This window comes from Staphylococcus sp. MZ3 (assembly GCF_018622755.1).
Lineage (GTDB): Bacteria > Bacillota > Bacilli > Staphylococcales > Staphylococcaceae > Staphylococcus > Staphylococcus aureus.
This window is the reverse complement of record NZ_CP076026.1, coordinates 2,752,329-2,777,612: the sequence shown is the minus strand read 5'-3', so window position 1 is coordinate 2,777,612 and position 25,284 is coordinate 2,752,329. Positions and strand designations below refer to the sequence as shown.

General features: G+C 33.2%; 20 protein-coding genes and 1 pseudogene. 17 read left to right on the top strand and 4 right to left on the bottom strand.

The window, feature by feature from the left end; genetic code table 11:
* Positions 1-345: 345 nt before the first annotated feature.
* Positions 346-3,897 carry a collagen adhesin Cna gene (gene cna, locus KI230_RS13610; RefSeq protein ID WP_045177879.1) on the top strand — a complete coding sequence of 1,184 codons (3,552 nt, stop codon included), beginning with the start codon at positions 346-348 and terminating at the stop codon, positions 3,895-3,897.
* A 159-nt stretch (positions 3,898-4,056) separates the two neighbouring features.
* Here the strand turns inward: cna and bstA are convergent, their stop codons facing one another.
* From bstA to trhO, 3 genes are all read right to left on the bottom strand, one after another.
* Positions 4,057-4,521 carry a bacillithiol transferase BstA gene (bstA, locus tag KI230_RS13605; RefSeq protein ID WP_000208919.1) on the bottom strand — a complete coding sequence of 155 codons (465 nt, stop codon included), beginning with the start codon at positions 4,519-4,521 and terminating at the stop codon, positions 4,057-4,059.
* A 103-nt stretch (positions 4,522-4,624) separates the two neighbouring features.
* Positions 4,625-5,263: a pyroglutamyl-peptidase I gene (gene pcp, locus KI230_RS13600; RefSeq protein ID WP_000547828.1), complete on the bottom strand. Its 639-nt coding sequence runs from the start codon at positions 5,261-5,263 to the stop codon at positions 4,625-4,627.
* 151 nt (positions 5,264-5,414) lie between these two features.
* Positions 5,415-6,371 (bottom strand): oxygen-dependent tRNA uridine(34) hydroxylase TrhO, encoded by a 957-nt coding sequence (trhO, locus tag KI230_RS13595; RefSeq protein WP_001109287.1) that lies wholly within the window; start codon positions 6,369-6,371, stop codon positions 5,415-5,417.
* A 243-nt stretch (positions 6,372-6,614) separates the two neighbouring features.
* On the opposite strand from trhO, the gene KI230_RS13590 reads away from it, so the two are divergent.
* A complete protein-coding gene (locus KI230_RS13590; protein WP_000082559.1) occupies positions 6,615-7,586 on the top strand; it encodes an SMP-30/gluconolactonase/LRE family protein in 972 nt (323 codons plus the stop codon).
* 477 nt (positions 7,587-8,063) lie between these two features.
* Here the strand turns inward: KI230_RS13590 and KI230_RS13585 are convergent, their stop codons facing one another.
* Positions 8,064-8,579, bottom strand: coding sequence for a YceI family protein (locus KI230_RS13585; RefSeq protein ID WP_000181131.1), 516 nt, complete (start codon positions 8,577-8,579; stop codon positions 8,064-8,066).
* Between the two features lie 379 nt (positions 8,580-8,958).
* On the opposite strand from KI230_RS13585, the gene KI230_RS13580 reads away from it, so the two are divergent.
* The 15 genes and pseudogenes from KI230_RS13580 (at position 8,959) to lip1 (ending at position 25,126) form a co-directional block, all read left to right on the top strand.
* Positions 8,959-9,807 carry an SAM hydrolase/SAM-dependent halogenase family protein gene (locus KI230_RS13580; protein WP_000528922.1) on the top strand — a complete coding sequence of 283 codons (849 nt, stop codon included), beginning with the start codon at positions 8,959-8,961 and terminating at the stop codon, positions 9,805-9,807.
* A 28-nt stretch (positions 9,808-9,835) separates the two neighbouring features.
* A complete protein-coding gene (locus KI230_RS13575; RefSeq protein ID WP_000743714.1) occupies positions 9,836-10,390 on the top strand; it encodes an ECF-type riboflavin transporter substrate-binding protein in 555 nt (184 codons plus the stop codon).
* Positions 10,391-10,442: 52 nt separating this feature from the next.
* Entirely contained in the window at positions 10,443-12,155 is a 1,713-nt protein-coding gene (locus tag KI230_RS13570) for an ABC transporter ATP-binding protein (RefSeq protein ID WP_045177876.1), read from the top strand.
* Positions 12,152-12,985, top strand: coding sequence for an energy-coupling factor transporter transmembrane component T family protein (locus KI230_RS13565; RefSeq protein WP_001077829.1), 834 nt, complete (start codon positions 12,152-12,154; stop codon positions 12,983-12,985). The genes KI230_RS13570 and KI230_RS13565 overlap by 4 nt, the downstream gene beginning before the upstream one ends.
* Before the next feature lie 46 nt (positions 12,986-13,031).
* Entirely contained in the window at positions 13,032-13,529 is a 498-nt protein-coding gene (locus KI230_RS13560; protein ID WP_000610979.1) for a GNAT family N-acetyltransferase, read from the top strand.
* A 117-nt stretch (positions 13,530-13,646) separates the two neighbouring features.
* The gene (locus tag KI230_RS13555) at positions 13,647-14,771 is read left to right on the top strand and encodes a polysaccharide deacetylase family protein (protein WP_000549232.1); all 1,125 of its coding nucleotides are present in this window, start codon (positions 13,647-13,649) and stop codon (positions 14,769-14,771) included.
* A 303-nt stretch (positions 14,772-15,074) separates the two neighbouring features.
* Positions 15,075-15,893 (top strand): ATP phosphoribosyltransferase regulatory subunit, encoded by an 819-nt coding sequence (locus tag KI230_RS13550; protein WP_001065593.1) that lies wholly within the window; start codon positions 15,075-15,077, stop codon positions 15,891-15,893.
* Positions 15,894-15,910: 17 nt separating this feature from the next.
* Positions 15,911-16,525 carry an ATP phosphoribosyltransferase gene (gene hisG, locus KI230_RS13545; RefSeq protein WP_000944146.1) on the top strand — a complete coding sequence of 205 codons (615 nt, stop codon included), beginning with the start codon at positions 15,911-15,913 and terminating at the stop codon, positions 16,523-16,525.
* Positions 16,518-17,768, top strand: a complete 1,251-nt coding sequence (hisD, locus tag KI230_RS13540; RefSeq protein ID WP_000930650.1) for a histidinol dehydrogenase — start codon at positions 16,518-16,520, stop codon at positions 17,766-17,768. Before hisG ends, hisD begins: the two co-directional genes overlap by 8 nt.
* 15 nt (positions 17,769-17,783) lie before the next feature.
* Positions 17,784-18,797 (top strand): pyridoxal phosphate-dependent aminotransferase, encoded by a 1,014-nt coding sequence (locus tag KI230_RS13535; protein WP_000639186.1) that lies wholly within the window; start codon positions 17,784-17,786, stop codon positions 18,795-18,797.
* A complete protein-coding gene (gene hisB / locus KI230_RS13530; protein ID WP_000640266.1) occupies positions 18,766-19,344 on the top strand; it encodes an imidazoleglycerol-phosphate dehydratase HisB in 579 nt (192 codons plus the stop codon). Before KI230_RS13535 ends, hisB begins: the two co-directional genes overlap by 32 nt.
* Entirely contained in the window at positions 19,341-19,919 is a 579-nt protein-coding gene (hisH, locus tag KI230_RS13525; protein WP_000635623.1) for an imidazole glycerol phosphate synthase subunit HisH, read from the top strand. The genes hisB and hisH overlap by 4 nt, the downstream gene beginning before the upstream one ends.
* Positions 19,912-20,616: a 1-(5-phosphoribosyl)-5-((5-phosphoribosylamino)methylideneamino)imidazole-4-carboxamide isomerase gene (gene hisA, locus KI230_RS13520; RefSeq protein WP_000571736.1), complete on the top strand. Its 705-nt coding sequence runs from the start codon at positions 19,912-19,914 to the stop codon at positions 20,614-20,616. The genes hisH and hisA overlap by 8 nt, the downstream gene beginning before the upstream one ends.
* A pseudogene (gene hisF, locus KI230_RS13815) lies at positions 20,613-22,000 on the top strand (imidazole glycerol phosphate synthase subunit HisF). Before hisA ends, hisF begins: the two are co-directional and overlap by 4 nt.
* 1,083 nt (positions 22,001-23,083) lie before the next feature.
* Positions 23,084-25,126: a YSIRK-targeted triacylglycerol lipase gene (lip1, locus tag KI230_RS13505; protein WP_214958287.1), complete on the top strand. Its 2,043-nt coding sequence runs from the start codon at positions 23,084-23,086 to the stop codon at positions 25,124-25,126.
* Positions 25,127-25,284: the final 158 nt, after the last annotated feature.

Genomic DNA, 25,284 nt, shown 5'->3' with positions numbered 1-25,284 from the left:
ATACATATTTCAATTTAAGAATAAAGCTAACTACAAAAGATGTACAGTAATAATTAAATATAAAATTAAATTAACGAAATCATTAATATAATTATTTTTCGAGAATCGGTGAAGAACTGGTATAGATGGTGTTTATTAAATTCAAAAGATTTTGAAGATGAACTAATATACTAAGAAATTAATTGATACAAGTTAACTTCATGCACTTGTATTCGTTATACTGTATATATTTTGCATAATAAAATAATGAATTTTTAATAAATTTCATTGAATATGAACTAAATTAGTTTATAATTTATCATTAGTATCCTATGGATATGACATAGAGTATAAGGAGGGGTTTTTATGAACAAGAACGTGTTGAAGTTTATGGTCTTTATAATGTTATTAAATATCATCACGCCTTTATTTAATAAAAATGAAGCATTGGCAGCACGAGATATTTCATCAACGAATGTTACAGATTTAACTGTATCACCGACTAAGATAGAAGATGGTGGTAAAACGACAGTAAAAATGACATTCGACGATAAAAATGGAAAAATACAAAATGGTGACACGATTAAAGTGGCATGGCCGACAAGCGGTACAGTAAAGATAGAGGGTTATAGTAAAACAGTACCATTAACTGTTAAAGGTGAACAGGTGGGTCAAGCAGTTATTACACCAGACGGAGCAACAATTACATTCAATGATAAAGTAGAAAAATTAAGTGATGTTTCGGGATTTGCAGAATTTGAAGTACAAGGAAGAAATTTAACGCAAACAAATACTTCAGATGACAAAGTAGCTACGATAACATCTGGGAATAAATCAACGAATGTTACGGTTCATAAAAGTGAAGCGGGAACAAGTAGTGTTTTCTATTATAAAACGGGAGATATGCTGCCAGAAGATACGACACATGTACGATGGTTTTTAAATATTAATAATGAAAAAAGATATGTATCGAAAGATATTACTATAAAGGATCAGATTCAAGGTGGACAGCAGTTAGATTTAAGCACATTAAACATTAATGTGACAGGTACACATAGCAATTATTATAGTGGACAAAGTGCAATTAGTGATTTTGAAAAAGCCTTTCCAGGATCTAAAATAACTGTTGATAATACGAAGAACACAATTGATGTAACAATTCCACAAGGCTATGGGTCATATAATAGTTTTTCAATTAACTACAAAACCAAAATTACGAATGAACAGCAAAAAGAGTTTGTTAATAATTCACAAGCTTGGTATCAAGAGCATGGTAAGGAAGAAGTGAACGGGAAATCATTTAATCATACTGTGCATAATATTAATGCTAATGCCGGTATTGAAGGTACTGTAAAAGGTGAATTAAAAGTTTTAAAACAGGATAAAGATACCAAGGCTCCTATAGCTAATGTAAAATTTAAACTTTCTAAAAAAGATGGATCAGTTGTAAAGGACAATCAAAAAGAAATTGAGATTATAACAGATGCAAACGGTATTGCTAATATTAAAGCGTTGCCTAGTGGAGACTATATTTTAAAAGAAATAGAGGCGCCAGCACCGTATACATTTGATAAGGATAAAGAATATCCGTTTACTATGAAAGATACAGATAATCAGGGATATTTTACGACTATTGAAAATGCAAAAGAGATAGAAAAAACAAAAGATGTATCTGCTCAAAAGGTTTGGGAAGGCACTCAAAAAGTGAAACCAACGATTTATTTCAAGTTGTACAAACAAGATGACAATCAAAACACAACACCAGTAGACAAAGCAGAGATTAAAAAATTAGAAGATGGAACGACAAAAGTGACATGGTCTAATCTTCCAGAAAATGACAAAAATGGCAAGACTATTAAATATTTAGTTAAAGAAGTAAATGCTCAAGGTGAAGACACAACACCAGAAGGATATACTAAAAAAGAAAATGGTTTAGTGGTTACTAATACTGAAAAACCAATCGAAACAACATCAATTAGCGGTGAAAAAGTATGGGACGACAAAGATAATCAAGATGGTAAGAGACCAGAAAAAGTCAGTGTGAATTTATTGGCTAACGGAGAGAAAGTAAAAACGGTAGACGTGACATCTGAAACAAACTGGAAGTACGAATTTAAAGACTTACCGAAGTATGATGAAGGAAAGAAAATAGAATATACAGTGACCGAAGATCACGTAAAAGACTACACAACAGACATCAACGGTACAACAATAACGAACAAGTATACACCAGGAGAGACATCGGCAACAGTAACAAAAAATTGGGATGACAATAATAACCAAGACGGAAAACGATCAACTGAAATCAAAGTTGAGTTATATCAAGATGGAAAAGCAACAGGAAAAACAGCAACATTAAATGAATCTAATAACTGGAGCCATACGTGGACAGGATTAGATGAAAAAGCAAAAGGTCAACAAGTAAAATACACAGTCGAGGAATTAACAAAAGTTAAAGGCTATACAACACATGTGGATAACAATGATATGGGTAACTTGATTGTGACGAATAAATATACGCCAGAAACAACATCAATTAGCGGTGAAAAAGTATGGGACGACAAAGATAATCAAGATGGTAAGAGACCAGAAAAAGTCAGTGTAAATTTATTGGCTAACGGAGAGAAAGTAGAAACGGTAGATGTAACATCTGAAACAAACTGGAAGTACGAATTTAAAGACTTACCGAAGTACGATGAAGGAAAGAAAATAGAATATACAGTGACCGAAGATCACGTAAAAGACTACACAACAGACATCAACGGTACGACAATAACGAACAAGTATACACCAGGAGAGACATCGGCAACAGTAACAAAAAATTGGGATGACAATAATAACCAAGACGGAAAACGACCAACTGAAATTAAAGTTGAGTTATATCAAGATGGAAAAGCAACAGGAAAAACGGCAATATTAAATGAATCTAATAACTGGACCCATACGTGGACAGGATTAGATGAAAAAGCAAAAGGTCAACAAGTAAAATACACAGTCGAGGAATTAACAAAGGTCAAAGGTTATACAACACATGTGGATAACAATGATATGGGCAACTTGATTGTGACGAATAAATATACGCCAGAAACAACATCAATTAACGGTGAAAAAGTATGGGACGACAAAGACAATCAAGATGGTAAGAGACCAGAAAAAGTCAGTATAAATTTATTGGCTAATGGAGAGAAAGTAAAAACGGTAGACGTGACATCTGAAACAAACTGGAAGTACGAATTTAAAGACTTACCGAAGTATGATGAAGGAAAGAAAATAGAATATACAGTGACCGAAGATCACGTAAAAGACTACACAACAGACATCAACGGTACAACAATAACGAACAAGTATACACCAGGAGAGACATCGGCAACAGTAACAAAAAATTGGGATGATAATAATAACCAAGACGGAAAACGACCAACTGAAATTAAAGTTGAGTTATATCAAGATGGAAAAGCAACAGGAAAAACGGCAACATTAAATGAATCTAATAACTGGACCCATACGTGGGCAGGATTAGATGAAAAAGCAAAAGGTCAACAAGTAAAATACACAGTCGAGGAATTAACAAAAGTTAAAGGTTATACAACACATGTGGATAACAATGATATGGGTAACTTGATTGTGACGAATAAATATACGCCAGAAAAACCGAATAAACCAATCTATCCTGAAAAACCAAAAGACAAAACACCACCAACTAAACCTGATCACTCTAATAAAGTTAAACCAACTCTCCCAGATGAGCCATCAAAAGTGGATAAGGATGATCAACCTAAAGATAATAAAACCAAACCTGAAAATCCTCTAAAAGAATTACCAAAAACTGGTATGAAGATTATAACTTCATGGATTACATGGGTATTTATAGGTATATTGGGATTGTATTTAATTTTAAGAAAAAGATTTAACTCATAAACCATTATAATTATTTTTATAGATAAGGCTATTCCTAGTTCTATGTATAATACATGATATAAATAGGTCACTTTTAATCTGTATGTAAGCAGACTAAAAGTGGCCTTTTAAACAAATAAAAACCCGTTAACGTGTTGTTAACGGTTAATAAGCTAATATTTATTTTAAATTTTTTAATATACGAGACATTTCTTCAATTTTACCAGCATGAAGTGGGATATGAATGGCATTTAATACTAATAACTCTTCTAAGTTATTACAACCAACAATTGGTTGTTTCAATTCAATTGCTAAATCATCTTCAGTTAGTTTTCGTGCACGTTCAGGTAATGTTTGAAGACCTTCTAAAATCGTTCCAATACTCGGTACTTCGCCCTTCCATTCATCTGGAGACGAACCATTTCCGAATAAAGGTCTATATATATTTAAATCAATATTCTCTTTACCAGTAACAGCTAAGGCTGATTCAAAAATTGTTAATACATGCCCAAATTGCCAATGAATGGTATTAGAAAAAGGCTTATGATAATCATCAAGTATCTTTTCAACTTTCCAAGTATCATACACATTTACTAAATATCCTAAACCCATATCAATGACATCAAATACCGTTTTTGTAGTCATTATTAATTCCTCCCCCCATAAATAAAACATACTTCCGTAAGTATTACCCTATTAACAAAGTTGTTAGTCATTTAAGGAATGTATTTTATTGGTGTACTTATAACTATTCCGTTGTGCCTAGAGCTATACGTAAATCCTCATCATTAGAAATAGCTTCAATGGCTGCAGTCAAACCTGCAACTATCTTTTCTAATGGCATAGATGGTGTATCGGGTTTACCAATGACCTGCTCTGGTATGTATGGCACATGGATAAATCCAAAGCGAAGATGAGGATAGTGCTTATCTTGTAAATAGCCTAAGTGATAAAGTACGTGATTACATACGAACGTACCTGCGCTATTTGAAAGTGCTCCAGGAAGTCCTTGATTAATAATACTTTGAGTCATTGCTTTAACTGGTAAATTTGAAAAATAAGCTGGCGCACCGTCTAAATGAATGGCTTGATCAATAGGTTGAAAGGCATCATTATCTGGGATACGTGCATCATCAATATTAATGGCGACACGTTCTGGGGTAATGGCATTTCTACCACCAGCTTGTCCTATAGCTAGTACAACATCATAGTGATTAGATGCCAACGTTTTATTTATCATAGTATCTACTTTCTTAAAAGAGGTTGGTAGTTTTAATTTATCGATTGTATGTGTGCCAATAATATTTTCGAGTAGAGACACAGCTTCCCAAGAGGGATTAATATTTTGATTGTCAAAAGGCGCAAACCCTGTTACTAAAATGTGCATTTTAAGACACCCCGCAGTATTAAAATTTAATTTAGTATAACACGCGCATAATTAAAAACATATCAGGTTATGTATGCGCATAAAAAACAGCCTTGAAAAACCTTTATAAATCGGATTTTCAAAGCGTGTTTTGAAAGGTATTTAATTAAAACTAAGCATGTTGATGTAAATCATCAAAGTTTGTTAAACGTTGTTGCCACTCATTATCACTAATATTATTTGCTTGAACATAACGATTACGCTCATGTTTAGCACATTCATAAGAGCATGCACCTAAATATTTAGTTTCGTTTTCTTCAGAAACTAATATTTGTTTATTACATTCTGGGTTAGCGCAATTAATATAACGTTCACATGGTTTGCCATCAAACCAATCCTTACCAATAATCGTTTTTTCAACTTGGTTGATATCAACACTGATACGGTCATCAAATACGTACATTTTACCGTCCCAATATTCACCTTTTGTTTCAGAATCTTTACCATATGTAGCAATACCGCCATGAAGTTGTGCTACATCTTCGAAACCTTCTTTTAAAAGCCATCCAGAAAATTTTTCGCATCGAATGCCACCAGTACAGTACGTAACCACTTTTTTATCTGCAAATAACGCTTTATTCTCTTTAATCCAGTCAGGCAAATCTCTAAAGCGCGTGATATTTGGACGAATTGCACCTCGGAAATGACCTAAATCAAATTCATAATCATTACGTGCATCAATAATGACTGTGTCATCATCTTCAAGAGCTTTTCTAAATTCTACAGGTGATAAATATTGGCCAGTTGTGTGTCTTGGATCGACGTCATCTTCTAAATCTAAAGCAACGATTTCTTTTCGAGGACGTACATGCATTTTCTTAAAAGCATGTCCTTCAGCTTCATCAATTTTAAACACCATATCTTTGAATCGTTCATCGGCATGCATATGTGCCATATATTGTTCGGTTTCTTCTTTTGTACCAGATAATGTGCCGTTAATACCTTCTGTAGAAACAAGAATTCTACCTTTTAAATGGTGTGCTTTGCAAAACGCTAAGTGATCCTGAGCAAACTGTTCAGGGTCATCAATCGTCGTATATTTATAATATAAAAGAACTTGATAGTTCATAGGTTAATCTCCTTCTATAAACATGTTATAAGCATGTTAATTTTTAAAATAAAGCGTCAATACGCATATTTGTCTACGTCCATCATTTTAACAGAGTTGTATTGTCATTCAATATTTCTAGCTTGAAATCAGCCACTAGACCGATAAAATAGATAGATGAAACCGTTATCATTTTATTTGATAGTTATCTTGTTTAAAATAAAATTGATAGTTAAAACGAATGAAATGAAAGGAATGATCATGATGTCACAACAAGATTTACCTACATTATTTTATAGCGGGAAGTCCAATAGTGCTGTTCCAATTATATCTGAAAGTGAATTACAAACAATTACAGCTGAACCATGGCTTGAAATTTCCAAAAAAGGATTGCAACTAGAAGGATTGAACTTTGATCGGCAGGGACAACTCTTTTTATTGGATGTATTCGAAGGCAATATTTTCAAAATCAATCCTGAAACGAAGGAAATCAAACGACCTTTTGTAAGTCACAAAGCGAATCCTGCAGCAATCAAAATACATAAAGATGGCCGATTATTCGTTTGTTATTTAGGAGATTTTAAATCTACAGGAGGCATTTTTGCAGCTACAGAAAATGGTGACAACTTACAAGATATTATTGAAGATCTTTCAACAGCATATTGTATTGATGACATGGTATTTGATTCTAAAGGTGGATTTTATTTTACAGATTTTAGAGGATACTCTACCAATCCACTAGGAGGCGTTTATTATGTTTCGCCGGACTTTAGAACAGTGACGCCTATCATTCAAAATATTAGCGTAGCAAATGGTATTGCTTTAAGTACAGATGAAAAAGTACTATGGGTAACAGAAACTACAGCCAATCGATTACATCGCATTGCACTTGAAGATGATGGTGTGACGATACAACCATTTGGAGCTACTATACCGTACTATTTTACAGGTCATGAAGGACCAGACTCATGTTGTATTGATAGTGACGATAATTTATACGTAGCAATGTATGGTCAAGGTCGAGTGTTAGTTTTTAATAAAAGGGGTTATCCAATAGGACAAATATTGATACCAGGCCGAGATGAAGGGCATATGTTACGTTCTACTCATCCGCAATTTATACCTGGAACAAATCAACTCATCATTTGTTCCAATGATATAGAAATGGGCGGAGGATCTATGCTTTATACAGTTAATGGCTTTGCAAAAGGTCATCAAAGTTTTCAGTTTCAATAAGACCTACCTGAATGAAAGGCGTCTAAATATAAGTTTAAATCTTAGCGATTTTTAAGTTAGAAGTTAAATATAATTTGCTTCAATTTGTAAAATGAAGTTTTGTATAACGTAAATAGGCAATATTTAATATAAGAAAGTATAAAGAAGAATTTTCTTGATTATTTCTAATGAAGCCAATGCCAATTTAATAAGGAGTTGTTTATTTTGGCTATTTATATTTTTTGTACAATACTAGTTTTAGTTGCAGTTGGAGCACTTTTGACAAATAGAATAAGGGATAAAAAAGATAAAAGGCTAGATATTTTATCTAGTGTATTACTTTTAATTTCATCAATATCATTGTTACTTTATGGTGTTATTATCAATTAAGTTAAATATGATTTTTAATTTAGAAGTTAAAAAATGCCAACTATACCTAGGGATGATATAGTTGGCATTTCGTATATATATTAAAACAATGAGGATTGTGTAATGAGATTATTCTGAGATTGAAAATTCAGCTGATGCTTCGAATTTAACATCTTTGCCTAGCATTACGCCACCAGTTTCAAGTGCTTGGTTAAAGTTAATGCCGTAGTTTTCTCTATTGATTGTACCAGTAACAATAACACCTGTTACTTGAGAACCATCCATTGGATTTTTACTTACTCCGTTGAATTCAACATCGAATGTTTCTTCGTTAGTGATGCCTTTAATTGTTAAATCACCAACAACTTTGCTTTCAGATACTGATTTTGTCACAAATGTAATTTTATCAAATTCGTCAGTACCAAAGAAATCACCAGATTTTAAGTGGTTATCACGTGCTTCGTTTTTAGTGTTAATTGAGCTTGGAATAATTGTTGCAGTAGCTTTCAAAGTACTGAAGTCATTAATATCTCCTTCAACAGCTACATCAAATTGATCAAATGAACCTTTCACTTTAGAAACCATTAAATGTTTAATTTGGAATTCTAAACTACTGTGTGCACCATCAAAAGTAAAGTTAGTCATAATATAAAACCTCCATATTTTTATCTCTTAGATATATTTTTTATACTTGATATACATACAATACCACCTAAAAAACAAAGATGCAAGCATTTTATTTCGAATTCGAATATTTTCTGTGATGTATTTAAAGAATGACCTATAAAACACCACACTATTGTTATACCCTAGTCAATTAATTCAAACATAAAGAAGTTATTACAAGTCCGTGAAATATAGTTAATGAGATAAATCTGACTATTATTATCATTTTTATAGTCACTACTATTGACTTTGCATCAAGTGACTCGTACTATTTTAATATAATTCTGAAAATTCAAAATACAGAACATTAAATATGTAGATAATATTTTTTTGAAGTTTTAAAAAAAGGAGGCATTTTATGGGAAATTATTTGGTATTGCAATCAGATTTTGGACTTAGTGATGGCGCTGTAAGTGCAATGTATGGAGTTGCATATACTGTAAGTGATGATATACGTGTTGAAAACTTAACGCATGATATACCACCGTATGACATTTGGGTAGCGTCATATCGTTTATATCAAACTGTAAAATACTGGCCTAAAGGCACAGTTTTTGTATCAGTGGTAGACCCGGGTGTAGGTAGTGATAGGCGGAGCATTGCTTGCTTAACATATTCAGGTCATTACATTATTACACCTGATAATGGTTCTTTAAGTCATATTAAACATTACGAAGGTATTAAAAAAGTTATCGAAATTGATGAAGTGAAAAGCCGATTGCCTCATTCGGAAGAAAGTCATACTTTTCATGGTAGAGATGTTTATGCATACAATGGTGCGAGATTAGCTGCAAATAAGATAGCGTTTGAACGTCTCGGTCAGGCAATTAATGTTGATAGTATTGAGGCATTAGAAATAAGAGAAGCGACAAAAAATGAGGATTCTGTTACAGGAAGCATTGATATTTTAGATATCAGATTTGGGTCATTATGGACAAATATTCCATTGGCATTCTTAAAATCCTTGGAAATTGTTCATGGTAATAATTTGGTGGTAACAATTTATCATCAAGATAAGAAAGTCTATCAAAATATTATTAAATTTGCGCGATCGTTTGCAGATGTTAATGTGGGTGAACCTCTTGTGTATGTTAACTCGCTAGTAAATATTGGTGTAGCGGTCAATCAAGACTCATTTTCAGATTTATATCATATTGGTACTGGAAATGATTGGACGATTCATTTATCTAAAGCACCATCAATTTAATGAATTTTTTATGTAAGGAGTAATGAAGATGAAAAAACAAGATATTTCAGTTAAAACTGTTGTTGCGATTGGTATAGGAGCAGCGGTATTTGTGATTTTAGGGCGTTTTGTTGTAATACCAACAGGTTTTCCTAATACGAATATAGAAACATCTTATGCATTTTTAGCATTAATATCTGCAATATTTGGGCCTTTTGCTGGTTTAATGACTGGATTAGTTGGACACGCTATTAAAGATTTCACGACATACGGTAGTGCTTGGTGGAGTTGGGTTATTTGTTCAGGAATTATAGGCTGTTTATATGGATGGATTGGCCTAAAATTAAATCTTTCTTCAGGCCGATTTTCTAGGAAATCGATGATTTATTTTAATATCGGTCAAATTATTGCGAATATTATTTGCTGGGCACTTATTGCACCAACATTAGATATTTTGATTTATAACGAACCGGCTAACAAGGTTTATACACAAGGTGTTATCTCTGCAGTATTAAATATTATTTCAGTTGGCATTATTGGGACAATATTATTAAAAGCATATGCTTCATCTCAAATAAAAAAAGGTAGTTTACGTAAAGAATAATCATTTTGTTGAATCAGATATGTAAATGAATGTAGAAAGGTAATGATATATCATGACTGAACCAATTATCTCGTTCAAAGACTTTAGTTTTCAATATCATAGTCAAGCAACACCTACATTACAGAATATAAATGTTGATATTTATCCAGGAGAAAAAGTGCTAGTAGTTGGTGCTTCAGGTAGTGGTAAATCGACTTTTGCAAATTGCATAAACGGATTAATTCCATTTAAAACTAAAGGTAACATAACCGGGGAACTATATATAAATAATCAAGATGCAACCGTTAGTTGTTTACATGATAGATCTAATGTTGTTGGTACAGTTTTACAAGATACAGATGGACAGTTCATAGGCTTAACAGCAGCTGAAGATATGGCCTTTTTATTAGAAAATAATTGTGTTGAACAAGATGATATGAAGAAAAATGTAAGTTATTGGGCTGAAAAAGTTGGCATGATAGAACATTTAAATCACCGACCGCAAGATTTATCTGGAGGTCAAAAACAACGCGTTTCATTAGGTGGTATATTAATCCATCGTACGCCTATTTTAATATTGGATGAGCCACTGGCCAATTTAGATCCTGCGACAGGACATGAAACGCTGAGATTGTTAAACAATATTCATGAAGAAACAAAGTCAACGATGATTATTGTCGAACATCGATTAGAAGAATCATTAGATGATACGTTTGATAGAGTTCTTCTTTTTAAAGATGGAAAAATCATCGCTAATACAACGCCTAGTGATTTGCTAAAATCATCTAAGCTTAAAGAAGCAGGCATACGTGAACCATTATACTGTACAGCGCTTAAATATGCAGAAGTAGATGTCGAATCCATTGATAACTTAGCGAATTTACGTGACGTTTGTATGAGTGAACATGTTAAATTTAAAGTGAAAAAATGGATAGATGAAACATCTGCAAATAATGATGATAAGTACAAATCTGAACCGCTATTAGAATTAAATGAGGTATGTGTTCAATATAGTGACTATAGTAATAGTGTACTTAATAATGTTCAATTAAATGTTTATAGAAGAGAAATGCTTAGTATAGTTGGTCACAATGGTGCCGGCAAATCAACACTTGCTAAAGCAATTTGTGGATTTTTAGATATAACAGGTAATATCCAATTTTGTAATAGGGGATTTAATCAATTGTCAATTAGCGAACGATCTGAATTCGTAGGTTATGTGATGCAAAATCCAAATCATATGATTTCCGAAAAAATGATTTACGATGAAGTAGCATTAGGGTTAAGAGCACGAGGTATGAAAGAATCAGATATAAAGATACGGGTAGAGAATGTGCTCAAAATATGCGGACTTTATGCATTTCGGAATTGGCCAATTGTAGCTTTAAGCTATGGTCAAAAAAAGAGGGTCACTATAGCATCTGTTTTAGTCTTAAATCCGGAAATAATCATATTGGATGAACCGACTGCTGGTCAAGATTTCTATCATTATAATGAGATAATGTCATTTTTAATTGAGCTAAACAGACAAGGGAAGACGATTATTATGATTACGCATGATATGCATTTATTGTCTGAGTATAGTTCAAGAACAGTTGTATTATCAAAAGGTCAAGTCGTTGCTGATACCACGCCAGTATTGGTTTTAAATGATAAAAAAATCTGTGAGATTGCATCATTGAGACAAACATCGCTATTTGAAATGGCCGAATATATAGGGATTAGCGAGCCACAGAAATTAGTACAATTATTTATTAACCATGATAGGAAGGTGAGACGCCAATGAATCAATATAATACTATAGGTTTTCACCCGGGAAATAGTCGTATTCATCAATTAAATGCGACTGTTAAACTTTTATTCTTATTAGTTGTTTCTATTTCTGCAATGGTGACTTATGACACAAGATATTTAATTTTAATTAGTGTTTCATCTATTTTATTGTTCAAATATGCTCATATTGAATGGAAACAAGTTCGTTTTGTTGTTAAATTCATTCTGTTTTTCACAATATTAAATATTATTGCCGTATACATATTTGATCCTGAATATGGTGTGAAGATTTATAATCAGCGTACAGAGTTAATCAATGGTATTGGTCGATTTACGCTAACATCACAGGAATTATTCTATCTTTTTAATCTAATATTAAAATATATTAGTACAGTTCCTTTAGCGTTAATATTTTTATTCACAACGAATCCGAGTCATTTTGCTGCAAGTTTAAATCAGCTAGGTGTGAATTATAAAATCAGTTACGCAGTCTCACTAGCATTAAGGTATATTCCAGATATTCAAGAAACATATTTTAATATTTCACAAGCGCAACAAGCAAGAGGATATGATAATTCGAAAAAGGCGAAATTTACTAGCCGTGTTAAAGGTATCAAACGCATTGTGTTACCTTTAATATTTTCTAGTATCGAAAGAATTGACACTATTAGTACTGCTATGGAGTTAAGACAATTCGGACAGTATAAAAGGAGAACCTGGTACGTCAAAAAACAATTAAAAAAAGATGATTATGTTGTTTTGTGTTTGACGTTAATACTTCTGATGTTAGTAGTTACATTATTCTTTTTAAATAATAGTCGATATTTCAACCCGTGGTATTAGCATTCATATAAATAGTCTTTAAATAGAAATAGGAGGGAGACATTTAATGATAAATACTGAAAGATTAAATTTAATGATTCCAAGTTCCTCGCATTTAATTGAACTTTATAATATTTGTAGTCATCCACAAGCAAATATATACACTCCCAAAGGTTTACATAATTCCAAATTAGACACACAACGGTGGATTGAAAAATGGCGAAACCATTGGCAACAATATCAATTTGGTTACTTTGTATTGGTAAAAAAAATAGATTGTAGTGTTATTGGTATTTGTGGATATGAATATCGACAATTAAAGCAAGAAACAGTATTAAATTTATTTTATAAATTACATCCAAGTTTTGAAGGACAAGGGTACGCATGTGAGGCTATTACAGCAATCACAAATTTTGTGAATTATATCGATCAAGAAACAGTAAAAGTTATCAGGACAAATAAGTGTAACCAACGTTCAATAAATTTAGCAGAAAGGCTTAAATTCAAGCGAGACAAAGCTATGGACGACATTATCAATCAAGGAGATATTGTGTTTTATAAATAAAATACTATGACATTATCTAAAAAATAAAATTAAAATCCCAACAGTTTCTTAAAAAGTTATGAGCCACATAATAAAAATGTTATAATTGTGCATAATAAAACATAGGGAGAATGTTTAATGCATAAAAAATATTTATTGCTATTTTTTCTGTTATTATCAGTTGCATTGCTATATAGCTGTTCCAAGCAAAATGAGAAAGCTCAAAATAAATCTGTTAATCCAAATGAGTATGCAAAGCATAAATCGAAAATGGATGAACATTGGGAAACATATCACGGACAAGTTTATCATGTGTTTTATCACCCATTAATTACAGAACCAAAAGTTGCGTTTACAGGAGATACACACCAAGCTAAGGGCAACAATGATTGGATGATTACTGTAAGTGAATTTAAAAAATCATTGAACGAATTATATAAAAATAATTACATCATCGTTAATCCACATGATGTATACGACTTATCATCTCATCATGTAAAAGCCAAAAAAATAAAATTGCCGAAAGGTAAAAAGCCACTAATCATCTCAATTGATGATATGAATTACTATAGTTACATGAGACACCATGGTTATGCTGACCGTTTAGTACTCGATAAAAATAAACATGTTGTATCTGAAACGACAGACTCAAAAGGCCATGCTACTTATTCTGATGACAATGATATCGTGCCAATTTTAAATAAATTTGTAAAAGAGCATCCAGATTTTTCTTTAAATGGTGAAAAGGGTGTTGTTGCTTTAACCGGTTATGAGGGCGTATTAGGTTATCGCACGAATGAATTAACGAGTAAAGATTATACAAAGAATAAAAAGGCAGCTGAGGAAGTTGTTCGCGCAATGAAACGGGATGGATGGTCATTTGCGAGTCATTCATATGGTCACATTAATTTTGAAAAAACATCTTTAGAAGGTATTAAACGTGATACTAAAAGATGGAAAGATGAAGTTGAACCAATTGTAGGTAAAACAGATATGTTTGTATTTCCACATGGCGCACAGGATAGACATACACAAGCGTATGATTATTTGGTAGATGAAGCAGAGTTTAAGTTTATTGCAGGTGTCGGTCCAAACAATTTTACAGATATATCAGCAACGAACGTTTACCAAGATAGGGTTGCGATTGATGGTCTAAACTTATTTGAATTTAAATATAAACTCAAACCGTTTTTTAATCCTGAAAATGTATATAGTAAACAAGATAGACAATTCTTTAAAGGTAATCGGGATTATGAAGAATAGTTAAATTTAATAAAAAGATAGAAAGAAAATAACTTTACATAATAAGGCAAGGACAATATGTGCAAGAAGTACAACTTCAATATAAAAATCTTGGTTAAGCATTTTTATAGGCACAAATGTCTTGCCTTTTTCTTTTGTAAAAATTTAAAACCAATACACCGAATTTTCTGAAAAAGGTTGTAATGTATTGCTAAAAATGATAAGTTATTAATCATATTACACTTTAGCATGGTAGAGAAGTAAAGTGAACAACGAAAATACCAAGTGATTTTAAATACAGTATTGAAAGTAAAGGGTGGTCGAGTGAATAATTCAGAACAATTAATTGCGTTAAAAGAATCGGAAACAGCATTTTTAAAATATTTTAATAAAGCGGATTATGAGTTAGTTGATTTTAGTGTGGTTGAAAAGTTGGACTGGAAACAATTGAACCATGAGGATTTGCAGCAGATGGGTGAGCGAAATTTTTGGCAACATGAGCATCAAATTTATGCACTTCGAAATGATTTTACAGATCAATTATTGCGTTATTACTCAATGTATCCAACTGCAGCAACAAAAGTGGCATACACAGGTTTAATCATTCGGAATAATGAAGCGGCTGTACAAGTGGGTTTGGAAAACTATGCACCATCATTAGCGAATGTACAACAGAGCTTAAAGCTATTTATTCAGTTTATTCAACAGCAGTTGAGAGACAACGTGCATTTTGTTGTATTGGGACATTATCAATTGCTTGATGCCTTACTCGATAAATCATTACAAACACCAGACATACTATCAATGATTGAGGAACGTAATTTATCGGGACTGGTTACATATTTGTCGACTGAACATCCAATCGTGCAAATCTTGAAAGAGAATACGCAACAACAATTAAATGTATTGGAACACTATATTCCAAATGACCATCCAGCACTCGTTGAATTAAAAATATGGAAACGTTGGTTACATACACAAGGTTATAAAGACATCCATTTAGATATTACTGCGCAGCCACCTAGATCCTATTACACAGGTTTATTTATTCAATGTCATTTTGCTGAAAATGAATCTCGAGTTTTAACAGGTGGTTATTACAAAGGAAGCATCGAAGGGTTTGGATTAGGATTAACACTTTAAGTAAGGGAGTATGCACAATGTTAAGAATCGCCATAGCCAAAGGACGTCTAATGGATAGTTTAATTAACTATTTAGATGTAATTGAATATACGAAATTATCAGAAACATTAAAAAATAGAGAACGCCAATTATTATTAAGTGTAGATAATATTGAATGCATTTTAGTAAAAGGAAGTGACGTGCCAATTTATGTGGAACAAGGAATGGCCGACATAGGCATTGTTGGTAGCGACATATTAGATGAGCGCCAATATAATGTTAATAATTTGTTGAATATGCCTTTTGGAGTATGTCATTTTGCGGTTGCAGCGAAACCTGAAACGACCAATTATCGTAAAATCGCAACGAGTTATGTTCATACTGCTGAAACATATTTTAAATCAAAAGGTATTGATGTCGAATTGATTAAATTGAATGGTTCTGTTGAATTAGCTTGTGTCGTAGATATGGTAGACGGAATTGTCGACATCGTTCAAACAGGTACTACGCTAAAAGCGAACGGACTGGTTGAAAAGCAACATATTAGTGATATCAATGCAAGATTAATAACTAATAAAGCAGCTTATTTTAAAAAATCACAATTAATAGAGCAATTTATTCGCTCTTTGGAGGTGTCTATTGCCAATGCTTAATGCACAACAATTTTTAAATCAATTTTCATTAGAAGCACCATTAGATGAGTCATTGTATCCAATTATTCGCGATATTTGTCAGGAAGTTAAAGTTCATGGAGATAAGGCTTTGAAAATGTATAATCTAACATTCGATCATACGAAAACAGATCATTTAGAAATTAGTCATGAACAAATTAAAGCAGCATTTGACACATTAGATGAAAAAACAAAACAAGCATTACAACAAAGTTATGAAAGAATTAAAGCATATCAAGAAAGTATTAAACAGACGAATCAACAGTTAGAAGAATCAGTGGAGTGTTATGAAATATACCATCCACTAGAAAGTGTGGGTATTTATGTGCCTGGTGGCAAAGCAAGTTATCCATCAACGGTTCTAATGACAGCGACTTTAGCACAAGTAGCAGGTGTAGAAAATATTGTTGTTGTGACACCACCTCAACCTAACGGAGTATCCCAAGAGGTATTAGCTGCATGTTATATTACGCAAGTTAATCAAGTGTTTCAAGTTGGTGGTGCTCAAAGTATTGCTGCATTGACTTATGGCACAGAAACGATACCTAAAGTTGATAAGATTGTAGGTCCAGGTAACCAATTTGTTGCATATGCCAAAAAATATTTATTTGGACAGGTAGGTATTGATCAAATTGCAGGACCAACAGAAATAGCACTGATTATTGACGACACCGCAGATTTAGATGCCATCGTATATGATGTATTTGCGCAAGCAGAACATGATGAATTAGCACGTACATATGTCATTAGTGAAGATGCGCAAGTCCTTAAAGATTTAGAATCACGTATTGCTAAAGCATTGCCTAATGTGGACAGATACGACATTGTTTCTAAAAGTATCGCTAATCAACACTATCTTATCCATGCTAGTAATTTTGATGAAGCATGCCATGTCATGAATACAATCGCGCCTGAACATGCGTCGATTCAAACAGTAAATCCTCAACCATATATTGAAAAAGTGAAATATGTGGGTGCATTGTTTATTGGACATTATTCGCCAGAGGTCATAGGAGATTACGTTGCAGGTCCAAGTCATGTATTACCTACAAATAGAACAGCTAGATTTACCAATGGGTTATCGGTCAATGATTTCTTAACACGGAACACGGTCATCCATTTATCAAAAGATACGTTTGAACAAATTGCTGATTCAGCACAACATATTGCTCATGTTGAAGCATTATACAATCACCAGCAGTCTATTTTAATACGTCAGTCTTAGGGGAGTGTAATTGAAATGATTTATATTGATAAAAATGAAAGTCCAGTTACGCCGTTGGATGAAAAAACAATGACGTCTATTATTAGTGCAACGCCATATAATTTATATCCTGATGCAGCATATGAACAATTCAAGGAAGCTTATGCTAAGTTTTACGGATTATCGCCTGAACAAATTATTGCAGGAAATGGATCTGATGAATTGATTCAAAAGTTAATGCTGATCATGCCAGAAGGTCCGGCATTAACGCTAAATCCTGATTTTTTTATGTATCAAGCATATGCGGCACAAGTAAATCGTGAAATTGCATTTGTAGATGCAGGATCAGATTTAACGTTTGATTTGGAAACCATTTTAACGAAAATCGATGAAGTACAACCATCATTTTTTATTATGAGTAATCCACATAACCCTTCAGGCAAGCAATTTGATACGGCATTTTTAACAGCTATTGCAGATAAGATGAAAGCATTAAACGGATACTTTGTCATTGATGAAGCATATTTAGATTATGGTACGGCATATGACGTGGAACTGGCACCACACATCTTAAGAATGCGTACATTATCAAAGGCGTTTGGAATTGCCGGCTTAAGATTAGGTGTCTTAATTAGTACTGCTGGAACGATAAAGCATATTCAAAAAATAGAACATCCATATCCATTAAATGTATTTACGCTAAATATTGCGACTTATATTTTTAGACATAGAGAAGAGACAAGAGTATTTTTAACGATGCAACGACAGTTAGCTGAGCAGTTAAAACAAATATTTGATACACATGTTGCAGATAAAATGTCAGTATTCCCATCAAATGCCAATTTTGTACTTACTAAAGGTTCAGCAGCGCAACAATTAGGACAATACGTATATGAACAAGGATTTAAACCTCGCTTTTATGGTGAGCCGGTGATGAAGGGCTATGTAAGATACTCAATTGCAACAGCATCGCAGTTAAAGCAATTAGAAGAAATTGTTAAAGAATGGAGTGCAAAATATGATTTATCAAAAACAACGAAACACAGCTGAAACACAACTAAATATTTCAATATCAGATGACCAGTCACCATCGCATATTAATACAGGTGTGGGCTTTTTAAATCATATGTTAACATTGTTTACATTTCATAGCGGTCTGTCATTAAACATTGAGGCACAAGGTGATATTGACGTAGATGATCACCATGTAACTGAAGATATCGGCATTGTCATTGGCCAATTGTTACTTGAAATGATTAAAGATAAAAAGCATTTCGTTCGTTATGGAACGATGTACATTCCAATGGATGAAACATTAGCACGTGTCGTTGTGGATATAAGTGGGCGCCCATACCTATCATTCAATGCATCATTAAGTAAAGAAAAAGTTGGTACGTTTGATACGGAGTTAGTAGAAGAATTTTTTAGAGCGGTCGTAATCAATGCAAGATTAACAACGCATATTGATTTAATTCGTGGAGGTAATACACACCATGAAATTGAAGCTATATTCAAAGCGTTTTCCCGTGCATTAGGCATAGCGCTAACTGCAACTGATGATCAGCGTGTGCCGTCATCGAAAGGTGTGATTGAATGATTGTCATCGTTGATTATGGATTAGGGAATATTAGTAATGTAAAACGCGCTATTGAACATTTAGGGTATGAGGTGGTTGTCTCAAATACCTCAAAAATAATCGATCAAGCAGAAACAATCATATTGCCCGGTGTCGGCCATTTTAAAGATGCGATGTCAGAGATAAAACGATTAAATCTCAATGCAATATTGGCTAAGAATACTGATAAGAAGATGATTGGTATTTGTTTAGGCATGCAATTAATGTATGAGCATAGTGATGAAGGCGATGCATCTGGATTAGGGTTTATCCCAGGAAATATTTCGCGTATCCAAACAGAATACCCAGTGCCACACTTAGGCTGGAATAATTTAGTGAGTAAGCACCCTATGTTAAATCAAGATGTTTATTTCGTACATTCTTATCAAGCGCCGATGTCAGAAAATGTCATTGCATATGCGCAGTATGGGGCTGATATTCCGGCAATTGTTCAATTTAACAATTATATTGGTATTCAATTCCATCCTGAAAAAAGCGGTACATATGGGTTACAAATTTTGCGTCAGGCAATACAAGGGGGATTTATAAATGATTGAATTATGGCCAGCGATTGATTTGATTGGGTCAACAAGTGTGAGGTTAACAGAGGGTAAATATGATAGTGAAGAAAAAATGTCACGCTCGGCTGAGGAAAGTATCGCTTACTATAGTCAATTTGAATGTGTGAATCGTATTCATATCGTTGACTTGATAGGTGCTAAGGCACAGCATGCCCGAGAGTTTGATTATATTAAGTCATTGAGGAGATTAACAACCAAAGATATTGAAGTAGGTGGTGGCATTCGTACGAAGTCACAAATCATGGACTACTTTGCTGCAGGAATTAATTATTGCATAGTTGGAACGAAAGGTATTCAAGATACTGATTGGCTTAAAGAGATGGCACATACATTTCCAGGTCGCATTTATTTATCTGTTGATGCCTATGGAGAAGATATTAAAGTGAACGGATGGGAAGAGGACACAGAGTTAAATTTATTTAGTTTTGTGAGACGGTTATCGGATATACCTCTTGGCGGCATTATATATACTGATATTGCTAAAGATGGCAAAATGTCCGGACCTAACTTTGAATTAACTGGTCAATTAGTAAAGGCAACGACGATTCCTGTCATTGCTTCCGGTGGTATTAGACATCAGCAAGATATTCAACGATTAGCGTCGCTAAATGTTCACGCTGCTATTATAGGAAAGGCTGCACATCAAGCATCTTTTTGGGAGGGGCTAAAATGATTAAAAAACGTATCATTCCATGTTTAGATGTCAAAGATGGTCGTGTCGTTAAAGGGATTCAATTTAAAGGATTAAGGGATATAGGGAATCCTGTTGATTTAGCAATGTATTACAATGAAGCGGGTGCTGATGAATTAGTATTTTTAGACATCTCTAAGACGGAAGAGGGTCATAGCTTAATGCTAGAAGTGATTGAACAGACAGCGTCACGCTTGTTTATCCCTCTTACTGTAGGAGGTGGGATTCAAAGTCTCGATGATATTACCCAATTGTTAAATCATGGTGCAGATAAAGTATCTTTAAATTCAAGTGCTTTAAAAAATCCACAGCTCATTAAACAAGCGAGTGATAAATTCGGTAGACAATGCATCTGTATAGCAATTGATAGCTATTATGATCCTGAAAGAAAAGCACATTATTGTTGTACGCATGGTGGTAAAAAGATGACAAATATTAAAGTATATGACTGGGTACAGCAAGTAGAACAGTTAGGTGCAGGTGAGCTCCTCGTTACAAGTATGGGACATGATGGTATGAAGCAAGGATTTGATATTGAACACCTAGCAAATATTAAGTCTCTTGTAAATATTCCAATCATTGCTTCTGGTGGTGGTGGCAATGCACAACACTTTGTAGAATTATTTGATCAGACGGATGTTTCTGCAGGTTTAGCTGCAAGTATATTACATGATCGAGAAACGACGGTTCAATCTATTAAAGAAGTGATACGGCAAGGGGGTATAGCAGTAAGATGACCAATTACAAAATTGATTTTAGCAAAGGTTTAGTGCCAGCAATTTTACAAGATAATCAAACAAAACAAGTATTGATGTTGGGTTATATGAACCAAGAAGCTTTTGATAAAACGATAGAAGATGGTGTGGTATGTTTCTATTCGCGGTCGAAACAACGGCTATGGACAAAAGGTGAAACATCTGGTCATACGCAACGTGTTAAAGATATTCATGTAGATTGCGACAATGACACTATTTTAATTGATGTCATACCAAATGGACCAACATGTCATACAGGCAGTCAAAGTTGTTTCAACACAGAAGTTCCATTTTCAGTGCAAACATTAGCGCAGACAGTTCAAGATAGTGCCCAATCCAATAATGAAAAGTCATATACAAAATATTTATTAACAGAAGGTATAGAAAAGATTACAAAAAAATACGGTGAAGAAGCTTTTGAAGTCGTAATTGAAGCAATTAAAGGTGACAAAAAAGCATTTGTAAGTGAAGTAGCAGATGAACTTTATCATTTATTTGTCTTGATGCATGCGCTAGGCGTCGATTTTTCAGAAATTGAGGCGGAATTAGCGCGTAGACATCATAAGCGCAATAACTTTAAAGGTGAACGACAAAATATCGAACAGTGGTAAAGCAAGTATGGGCTGAGATATAGAGAAAAGGATCATGGCTTATACACTTACAAATATTGTGGAAAACGTGACATTTTCAAGTTTAAAATACGACACCAACATATTTTAACTATGAATGCTGTGATGGTACTAAAGTTGCAAACGCGTTATAGATAAGTAGTGGATAATCACAATACGAAACCAAAAATAATTATGAAAAGTGAATTGAGCAACTCAGGAATAGATGTCACTGTTAAAGATGTTGAAAAGTATATGAATCGATATAATGAAGTTATGAAGGGAAAAAATGGCGAAAAAGCTAAAGAGAATTTAGTAACCTTTAATATCATAGTTGTCTTTACATTCTTTGTATTTATACTGTGAATAAAAATATATCTAGCCTGAAATAGAAATGTCATAGCCTATTTAAAAGACAATCTCCATTAGAACTAAGATGTGCATCCCGAAAGTTGGACTAAAAAACTAACTTTATGGGATGTATTTTTATGCTAATCATCATAAATTCGAGATTAAGTTAAAGGTAGTTCAAGAGTAATTAAACAATAAATTAAAAATAGTAGGATACTTACTTTGAGGGAAGAAAATTAACTGTATATATTTAGTTTAGGAACAAGTATTACGGTTTATCCTGATACAATTATTGTGGATGGGATGATATTTTTAGGTTTAAAATACGACACCAGCAAACATAATAACTGTAATAGCTCATAAATCTCCCCATATAGCTAATCTAAAAAAATAATACATCATTGGAATTAAGCCCCAAGCATGTAAATATTAAAAATCAAAAAAGATATATGTAAAAAAGTTACAATTTGCATAATTAAATTGTGTCTAATTATTGACTAATTAAATTTTGCCAAATATAATATTAATTAATAATTTGAAATGATTAGCGTATACACTTTAAATTCTCTTTGGAGAATATATTTTTTAAATACAAATGTAAACGCTTTCTCGTCAAATTAAACAATAGAAAGGATGGTCATTATGAGTGCTTGGTTAAGTAAATTATTTGAGTTTATTCCTCGAATAATTATCAATTTGTTTATCTAAAATAAAAAAATAGAGGTGCTGACAATGATGAAAAGTCAAAATAAGTATAGTATTCGTAAATTTAGTGTAGGTGCATCTTCCATTTTAATAGCTACATTACTATTTTTAAGTGGTGGACAAGCACAAGCAGCTGAGAAGCAAGTGAATATGGGAAATTCACAGGAGGATACAGTTACAGCACAATCTATTGGGGATCAACAAACTAGGGAAAATGCTAATTATCAACGTGAAAACGGTGTTGACGAACAGCAACATACTGAAAATTTAACTAAGAACTTGCATAATGATAAAACAATATCAGAAGAAAATCATCGTAAAACAGATGATTTGAATAAAGATCAACTAAAGGATGATAAAAAATCATCGCTTAATAATAAAAATATTCAACGTGATACAACAAAAAATAACAATGCTAATCCTAGCGATGTAAATCAAGGGTTAGAACAGGCTATTAATGATGGTAAACAAAGTAAAGTGGCGTCACAGCAACAGTCAAAAGAGGCAGATAATAGTCAAGATTCAAACGCTAATAACAATCTACCTTCACAAAGTCGAATAAAGGAAGCACCATCATTAAATAAGTTAGATCAAACAAGTCAACGAGAAATTGTTAATGAGACAGAAATAGAGAAAGTACAACCACAACAAAATAATCAAGCGAATGATAAAATTACTAACTACAATTTTAACAATGAACAAGAAGTGAAACCTCAAAAAGACGAAAAAACACTATCAGTTTCAGATTTAAAAAACAATCAAAAATCACCAGTAGAACCAACAAAGGACAATGACAAGAAAAATGGATTAAATTTATTAAAAAGTAGTGCAGTAGCAACGTTACCAAACAAAGGGACAAAGGAACTTACTGCAAAAGCGAAAGATGATCAAACGAATAAAGTTGCCAAACAAGGGCAGTATAAAAATCAGGATCCTATCGTTTTAGTGCATGGTTTCAATGGGTTTACAGATGATATTAATCCTTCAGTGTTAGCTCATTATTGGGGCGGTAATAAAATGAACATTCGCCAAGATTTAGAAGAAAATGGTTACAAAGCTTATGAAGCAAGTATAAGTGCTTTTGGAAGTAACTATGACCGCGCAGTTGAACTTTATTATTATATCAAAGGCGGTCGTGTAGATTATGGTGCAGCACATGCAGCAAAATATGGACATGAACGTTATGGAAAAACATACGAAGGAATTTACAAAGACTGGAAACCAGGACAGAAGGTACACCTAGTTGGACATAGTATGGGCGGTCAAACGATACGTCAACTAGAAGAATTACTGCGTAATGGTAATCGTGAAGAAATAGAGTATCAAAAGAAACATGGTGGCGAAATTTCTCCACTATCCAAAGGTAATCATGACAATATGATTTCATCAATTACTACTTTAGGAACACCACATAATGGTACACACGCATCAGATTTAGCTGGTAATGAAGCTTTAGTGAGACAAATCGTATTTGATATCGGTAAAATGTTTGGTAATAAAAATTCAAGAGTAGACTTCGGGTTGGCTCAATGGGGTCTAAAACAGAAGCCAAATGAATCATATATTGATTATGTCAAACGCGTTAAACAATCTAATTTATGGAAATCAAAAGATAATGGATTTTACGATCTGACGCGTGAGGGTGCAACAGATTTAAATCGTAAAACGTCGTTGAACCCTAACATTGTGTATAAAACATACACTGGTGAAGCAACGCACAAAGCATTAAATAGCGATAGACAAAAAGCAGACTTAAATATGTTTTTCCCATTTGTGATTACTGGTAACTTAATCGGTAAAGCTACTGAAAAAGAATGGCGAGAAAACGATGGTTTAGTATCCGTTATTTCTTCTCAACATCCATTTAATCAAGCTTATACAAAAGCGACAGATAAAATTCAAAAAGGCATTTGGCAAGTGACGCCTACAAAACATGATTGGGATCATGTTGACTTTGTAGGACAAGACAGTTCTGATACAGTGCGCACAAGAGAAGAATTACAAGATTTTTGGCATCATTTAGCAGACGATTTAGTGAAAACTGAAAAGGTGACTGATACTAAGCAAGCATAAGTTAAAAAGTAAAGGGAGGAATTAACAATGACTGCAGACTTCTTTCAATTAATCGGATCATTATTTAGAATTCTAAAAGAATTATTCAAGTAAAACATTGGCGGGGGCCCAACATAAAAGCTGGCGGAAAGTCAGCTTACAATAATGTGCAATTAGAA

Excerpts from the sequence above, each read along its gene's own strand:
- cna (WP_045177879.1), top strand. The coding sequence starts at position 346 with ATGAACAAGAACGTGTTGAAGTTTATGGTCTTTATAATGTTATTAAAT.
- bstA (WP_000208919.1), bottom strand. The coding sequence starts at position 4,521 with ATGACTACAAAAACGGTATTTGATGTCATTGATATGGGTTTAGGATAT.
- pcp (WP_000547828.1), bottom strand. The coding sequence starts at position 5,263 with ATGCACATTTTAGTAACAGGGTTTGCGCCTTTTGACAATCAAAATATT.
- trhO (WP_001109287.1), bottom strand. The coding sequence starts at position 6,371 with ATGAACTATCAAGTTCTTTTATATTATAAATATACGACGATTGATGAC.
- KI230_RS13590 (WP_000082559.1), top strand. The coding sequence starts at position 6,615 with ATGTCACAACAAGATTTACCTACATTATTTTATAGCGGGAAGTCCAAT.
- KI230_RS13585 (WP_000181131.1), bottom strand. The coding sequence starts at position 8,579 with ATGACTAACTTTACTTTTGATGGTGCACACAGTAGTTTAGAATTCCAA.
- KI230_RS13580 (WP_000528922.1), top strand. The coding sequence starts at position 8,959 with ATGGGAAATTATTTGGTATTGCAATCAGATTTTGGACTTAGTGATGGC.
- KI230_RS13575 (WP_000743714.1), top strand. The coding sequence starts at position 9,836 with ATGAAAAAACAAGATATTTCAGTTAAAACTGTTGTTGCGATTGGTATA.
- KI230_RS13570 (WP_045177876.1), top strand. The coding sequence starts at position 10,443 with ATGACTGAACCAATTATCTCGTTCAAAGACTTTAGTTTTCAATATCAT.
- KI230_RS13565 (WP_001077829.1), top strand. The coding sequence starts at position 12,152 with ATGAATCAATATAATACTATAGGTTTTCACCCGGGAAATAGTCGTATT.
- KI230_RS13560 (WP_000610979.1), top strand. The coding sequence starts at position 13,032 with ATGATAAATACTGAAAGATTAAATTTAATGATTCCAAGTTCCTCGCAT.
- KI230_RS13555 (WP_000549232.1), top strand. The coding sequence starts at position 13,647 with ATGCATAAAAAATATTTATTGCTATTTTTTCTGTTATTATCAGTTGCA.
- hisG (WP_000944146.1), top strand. The coding sequence starts at position 15,911 with ATGTTAAGAATCGCCATAGCCAAAGGACGTCTAATGGATAGTTTAATT.
- hisD (WP_000930650.1), top strand. The coding sequence starts at position 16,518 with ATGCTTAATGCACAACAATTTTTAAATCAATTTTCATTAGAAGCACCA.
- KI230_RS13535 (WP_000639186.1), top strand. The coding sequence starts at position 17,784 with ATGATTTATATTGATAAAAATGAAAGTCCAGTTACGCCGTTGGATGAA.
- hisB (WP_000640266.1), top strand. The coding sequence starts at position 18,766 with ATGATTTATCAAAAACAACGAAACACAGCTGAAACACAACTAAATATT.
- hisH (WP_000635623.1), top strand. The coding sequence starts at position 19,341 with ATGATTGTCATCGTTGATTATGGATTAGGGAATATTAGTAATGTAAAA.
- hisA (WP_000571736.1), top strand. The coding sequence starts at position 19,912 with ATGATTGAATTATGGCCAGCGATTGATTTGATTGGGTCAACAAGTGTG.
- lip1 (WP_214958287.1), top strand. The coding sequence starts at position 23,084 with ATGAAAAGTCAAAATAAGTATAGTATTCGTAAATTTAGTGTAGGTGCA.